Here is a 6,108-nt window from a genome sequence, read left to right on the forward strand (position 1 = left end):
TAATGTTGAAATCAGCTATCTCGGAGTAAAAATTACATGACATATAAAGCGACCATCGCTTTAGCGACACTATCGTTGGCTGCGTCTTACCCTTGTTTCGCAGAACAAGAGTCTTCTTTCACTACGACGGTTGGTGGGGAAGTTTGGGTAGCGGATACCAAAGTGAATGAAGTAAGAAGAGATAGCGACACAACGGGGTCTTTCTACGCTGCGATTGAGCATGACGTGAAATACGTACCGAATGCGCGCCTTCGTTACTCAAGTGTTGATGCGGATTACATGGGTTTTGACAAGCTCGACCTTACTCTTTACTACCAAATTCTTGAACACGACCTGATGCACTTCGATGCGGGTCTTACTTTTAGTAACTTGAGTGATACAAAATACGTAGACGCAGGCACTAATGCTCGTACGGAAGATTTTGATGAACTGATTTGGGCTTGGTATGGCTACGCAGAAATCACTGTGCCAAATACAAACTTTGATGTAATTGGTGAGATGAACTTTGGTGATAACAAAGGTATCAAGAGTACTGATCTAATGGCTGGTGTTCAGTACCGAATTCCTTTTCAAGAGTCTCAACTCACTTTCCGTGGTGGTTACCGTGTGATTGATTTAGAGTCAGAGGAGTTTTTATCGAGCCTAGGTAAAGAGTTTATCTTTGCAGACGGCTTCTTCGTTGGTGCTCAATACTCTTTCTAACTACATGACATCAAATCCTTTAAAACGTCGCTTTATAAGCGGCGTTTTTTTATATCACTTCATTATATTAAATCGAATTTCTCGCCCAAGTTTCACTCTTCTACCATGCTTATCTAGGAGCAATGTATAAAAGTTGGAGCAGGGATTGCGATGACAATAAACGAATTACGACATCTATTTCGTGACAACCAGCTAGTCGAAGCCATTATAGAGCCTTCAATTCAAGAGGGAGGATGGGTTGTCGAGTTTCGCCATGCCCGTGGTGGGTTTGTTTGCCTCACAGACAGTCATGGGGAAGAGTGCCTATATGATGATCTTGATACGGCATCAAAATCGGCGTTGGCGGTTGGCTTTCAACAAGTTCGTATTGAGGATCGTTGAGCACTAAGCTCAGCGTTCTTACTTCCAAAAAGTTATAAAACATTCTCTTCTATTCTTTCTTGTTATTAGAGAGAGTGGTTAATCTATCGTCACGCAATGAATAGGGATGTCGTGACAATGTCTTTTCAACAGAATGAATATTCTCACAAGAAAGTGTCGGAAGATAATAATGGGCAGGGTGCTAATCCACCAATCGCAAGCCCACTAAATGACCAGCAATTTAACTCACTCCAGCAAACTGTCTCAGAGTTGTCTTCACAGCAACTTGCATGGGTCAGCGGTTACTTCTGGGGACTCGCTCAAAACCAACCAAGTGCAGCGGCTGCAACACCAATCGCACAGGCTGCTGCTTCTGTTGCTGCAAAACCAGCAGGCAAGCTAAGCATCATTTTTGCTTCTCAGACTGGTAATGCGAAAGGCGTTGCTGAAGCGCTAGAGCAAGAAGCCAAAGCAGAAGGCATTGCTGTAGAGCTGTTTGATGCTAGCGATTACAAAGGCAAGAACTTAGCAAAAGAGACTCACGTGATCATCGTGGCGTCGACCAATGGTGAAGGCGAAGCGCCAGATAATGCCATTGAACTGCATGAGTTCCTTCAATCTAAAAAAGCACCCAAGTTACCAAATCTACAATACGCCGTGATCGCACTGGGCGATTCTAGTTATGAGTTCTTCTGCCAAACGGGCAAAGACTTCGATACTTACTTGTCTAAGTTAGGCGCAACTGCCTTCATCGATCGCATTGATTGTGATGTGGATTATGAAGCGCCGGCCGCTGAATGGCGTAAGCAAGCGCTTGAACAAGTAAAAGAAGCCCTTTCTTCAGGCAATGAAGCAGAAGTAGTCCAACTGCCTGTTGGTCAAGCTGCTCCAGGACATTCTGCTTATAACAAGCAAAATCCATATACCGCAACGTTACTGACAAGCCAGAAAATCACAGGTCGTGATTCGGGTAAAGATGTTCGCCACGTAGAGATTGACCTTGAAGAATCAGGTTTAACTTATCAAGCCGGCGATGCTCTGGGTGTGTGGTTCGATAATAGTTCAGAGTTAGCCAACGCTATCTTAGCTAAGGCTGGTCTATCCGGTGTAGAAAGTGTTGAAGTCGATGGCGAAAGCCTTTCTATTCACAGTGCATTGGTTAGCAAGTACGAAATCACCGCATCAAACCCTCAGTTTGTCACTAAATTCGCAGAGCTATCTGGTAGCAAGAAACTACAAAAGCTAGTGGAAGATAAAGACAAGCTTCGTGAGTACGCTGCAAATACCCAAGTTGTAGATGTACTTGCAGAGAAGAAGACCAAGTTAAGTGCAGAAGAATTAGTTGGTTTACTTCGTCGATTGACACCTCGTCTATATTCTATCGCTTCGAGTCAAACGGAAGTCGATGAAGAAGTTCACCTTACCGTAGGCTTGGTTGAATACGACAAAGGTGATGAAAAGCGCTATGGCGGAGCATCGAGTTTCCTCGCTCAACGTCTAGAAGAAGGCGGCGAAGTGAAAGTGTTTGTTGAGCACAACAATAACTTCAAACTGCCACAAGATGACAACACACCAATCATCATGGTTGGTCCTGGTACCGGTATTGCGCCTTTCCGTAGCTTTATTCAAGAGCGTGATAACCGTGACGCTGAAGGCAAGAACTGGTTGTTCTTTGGTGACCGTACCTTTACTCAAGATTTCCTTTACCAAGTTGAATGGCAGAAGTACCTCAAGTCAGGTTTGCTGACTCGCCTTGATGTTGCGTTTAGTCGTGACCAAGCAGAGAAGGTTTATGTTCAACATCGCATCTTAGAAAACGCTGAACAAGTGTGGCAATGGATTCAAGATGGAGCCTACATCTATGTATGTGGTGATGCCACTCGTATGGCAAAAGATGTTCACGATGCGCTGGTATTTGTAGCCGAGCAACAAGGCAAGCTATCTCGTGAAGAAGCCGAAGCATTTATCAACGATCTACGTAAAGCGAAACGTTACCAAAGGGATGTGTACTAATGAGCGCGAATCAACAATCAAACAGCCAAGAAGTATTAGGTGAGGTGCTTGGTCCACTCTCGGATAATGAGCGCCTTAAAAGAGAAAGTAATTTACTGCGTGGAACGATTGAACAAGATCTGCAAGACCGTATTACTGGCGGCTTTACTGCAGACAACTTCCAATTGATTCGTTTTCACGGAATGTACCAGCAAGATGACCGTGATATCCGTAACGAGCGTGCTAAACAAAAGTTGGAGCCGCTGCATAACGTCATGCTTCGTGCTCGTATGCCGGGTGGCATCATTACACCAAAGCAATGGCTAGCGATCGACAAGTTTGCAACCGAGCACTCTTTATATGGAAGTATTCGTCTTACTACTCGTCAAACGTTCCAGTTCCATGGCGTGTTAAAACCAAATATCAAGTTGATGCACCAAACGCTAAACAGCATTGGTATTGATTCGATTGCAACTGCGGGTGACGTTAACCGTAACGTGTTGTGTACCACTAACCCAGTGGAGTCGGAGCTACACCAAGAAGCTTACGAATGGGCGAAGAAGATCAGCGAGCATCTATTACCAAAGACGCGCGCTTATGCAGAGATTTGGTTGGACGGTGAAAAAGTAGAAAGCACGGAAGAAGACGAACCGATTCTAGGTAAGAACTACTTACCACGTAAGTTTAAAACCACAGTGGTTATCCCACCGCAAAATGACGTAGATGTACACGCTAACGATCTTAACTTCGTAGCGATTGCAGATAACGGCAAGCTAGTTGGTTTTAACGTGCTTGTTGGTGGTGGTCTAGCGATGACACATGGCGATACATCGACTTATCCACGTAGAGCGGATGACTTTGGTTTTATTCCATTAGAGAAGACGCTTGATGTTGCTGCTGCTGTAGTAACAACTCAACGTGATTGGGGTAACCGTTCTAACCGTAAGAATGCAAAAACCAAATACACATTAGATCGTGTCGGTAGTGATGTGTTTAAAGCGGAAGTAGAAAAACGTGCCGGTGTTAAGTTTGAGCAAAGCCGTCCTTACGAATTCACGGAACGTGGTGACCGTATCGGATGGGTTGAAGGTATCGATGGTAAGCATCACCTAGCACTCTTCATTGAAAATGGTCGTCTATTAGATTTCCCAGGTAAACCACTTAAAACGGGTGTTGCTGAAATTGCCAAAATCCATAAAGGCGATTTTCGTATGACTGCAAACCAAAACCTGATTGTTGCTGGTGTACCAAAAAGCCAAAAAGCGAAGATCGAGAAGATTGCTCGTGAACATGGTTTGATGGATGACGGCGTAAGTGAACAACGTAAGAACTCGATGGCGTGTGTGGCGTTTCCAACGTGTCCATTAGCCATGGCAGAAGCAGAGCGCTTCCTTCCTCAATTTGTAACCGATGTAGAAGATATTCTAGAAAAGCATGGTCTGCCTGAAGAAGACAATATCATTCTTCGTGTAACAGGGTGTCCAAATGGTTGTGGGCGAGCAATGCTGGCAGAAATCGGCTTAGTTGGTAAAGCGCCAGGTCGATACAACTTATATCTAGGTGGTAACCGAGGCGGTACTCGTGTACCGAAGATGTATAAAGAGAACATTACGGATAAGCAAATCTTAGAAGAGATTGATCTGCTGGTGGCTCGTTGGGCTGCAGAACGTGAAGAAGGCGAGGCATTTGGCGATTTCACGATTCGAGCTGGCATTATCCAAGAAGTATTCGTATCAAAGAGGGACTTCCATGCTTGATTCTGTAGCGTCCAAACCGGAGCTAACAGAGTTACTGACATTAACTAAGACGGAGCAAATCCTCCGTCTTGCTCAAATCAATGTCGAGCTCGAACAGCTTTCGGCACAAGATAGAGTAAAGTGGGCATTGGAGAATTTGGAAGGGGAGTTCGCTGTCTCGTCCAGTTTCGGTATCCAAGCCGCAGTGATGCTCCATCTTGTGACACAACAAAAACCGGATATTCCAATTATCCTAACGGACACCGGCTATCTATTTGCAGAGACATATCAATTCATCGATCAGTTGAAAGCGCAACTGAACCTTAACCTTAAAGTGTATCAAGCTAAAGAAAGTGCGAATTGGCAAGAAGCACGTTATGGAAAACTTTGGGAACAGGGTATAGAGGGAATTGAAAAGTACAACAAGATAAACAAAGTCGAGCCAATGCGACGAGCTCTGCGTGAGCAAAATGTCGGTACTTGGTTTTCAGGACTGCGTCGAGAGCAAAGTCAATCTCGTGCTGGTCTTCCAATCTTGTCGATCCAAAATGGCGTATTTAAATTCTTACCTGTGATTGACTGGACGAATAAAGATGTGCACTACTACCTAGAAGAGCATGGTTTGAGTTATCACCCTCTATGGGATCAAGGTTACCTTTCTGTCGGTGACACTCATACTACTAGAAAGTGGGAACCGGGCATGTCGGAAGAAGAAACTCGTTTCTTTGGTTTAAAGCGTGAATGTGGATTGCATGAAGACGATGGTAGTGAGCAGGATGGCTCAGGTATTTAGATGCTAATCTGGCAAAAGCCGTGTTTAGGGTAAATAAAGAAAGCTGCTGTAAAGCAGCTTTCTTTATTTATAGCGAAAGAAAAAGGAGCATAAAAAGGATAACTCTGTGGATAAGTTGTATGCAGTCTTGGGGTAAAGTTGGATAAATAAGGCTTTGATCGAAAAGTCGTCGTTTAACTATTATTTTTGCAATTTTTGCAAAATAACGCTTGCCAATGTGAGCGCGATCTCTATAATGCCTCCTTGTCGACAGGGCAGAGCTCACAAGGGTTCGAAGCTAAGTTGGCAAGGTCAGAAAGAAAAGCGAAATAATTAATTGCCTTTACTTTTAAAAAGTAAAATAAATAGCAAAAAGTGTTTGACACAGAAAATTATCTCGCTAGAATGACCGCCTCTTCCGAAGTGATGTAAATCACAAAGAAGAGTAGCTCTTTAAAAATAAGAACCTATCAATCTGTGTGGGCACTCGTTGATGATAATCCAAATTAGATACTTCGGTATCAAATTAGGTTTCAATGAAACGAA

At 43.8% G+C, this 6,108-nt stretch carries 5 protein-coding genes; all 5 read left to right on the plus strand.

From position 1 onward, the window contains the following. Positions 1–36 precede the first annotated feature (36 nt). Positions 37–702 (plus strand): TIGR04219 family outer membrane beta-barrel protein, encoded by a 666-nt coding sequence (locus MHO32_RS20585; protein ID WP_009697568.1) that lies wholly within the window; start codon positions 37–39, stop codon positions 700–702. A 150-nt stretch (positions 703–852) separates the two neighbouring features. Next, the gene (locus tag MHO32_RS20590; RefSeq protein WP_005451530.1) at positions 853–1,083 is read left to right on the plus strand and encodes a hypothetical protein; all 231 of its coding nucleotides are present in this window, start codon (positions 853–855) and stop codon (positions 1,081–1,083) included. A 117-nt stretch (positions 1,084–1,200) separates the two neighbouring features. After that, positions 1,201–3,075 carry an assimilatory sulfite reductase (NADPH) flavoprotein subunit gene (locus MHO32_RS20595; RefSeq protein WP_005451531.1) on the plus strand — a complete coding sequence of 625 codons (1,875 nt, stop codon included), beginning with the start codon at positions 1,201–1,203 and terminating at the stop codon, positions 3,073–3,075. After that, the gene (gene cysI, locus MHO32_RS20600) at positions 3,075–4,811 is read left to right on the plus strand and encodes an assimilatory sulfite reductase (NADPH) hemoprotein subunit (RefSeq protein WP_239213685.1); all 1,737 of its coding nucleotides are present in this window, start codon (positions 3,075–3,077) and stop codon (positions 4,809–4,811) included. Before MHO32_RS20595 ends, cysI begins: the two co-directional genes overlap by 1 nt. Next, positions 4,804–5,583: a phosphoadenylyl-sulfate reductase gene (locus MHO32_RS20605; RefSeq protein ID WP_005451533.1), complete on the plus strand. Its 780-nt coding sequence runs from the start codon at positions 4,804–4,806 to the stop codon at positions 5,581–5,583. Before cysI ends, MHO32_RS20605 begins: the two co-directional genes overlap by 8 nt. The last annotated feature ends 525 nt before the right edge of the window (positions 5,584–6,108 follow it).

Source organism: Vibrio sp. MMH1-50, assembly GCF_022347645.1.
GTDB classification, from domain to species: Bacteria; Pseudomonadota; Gammaproteobacteria; order Enterobacterales; family Vibrionaceae; genus Vibrio; species Vibrio harveyi.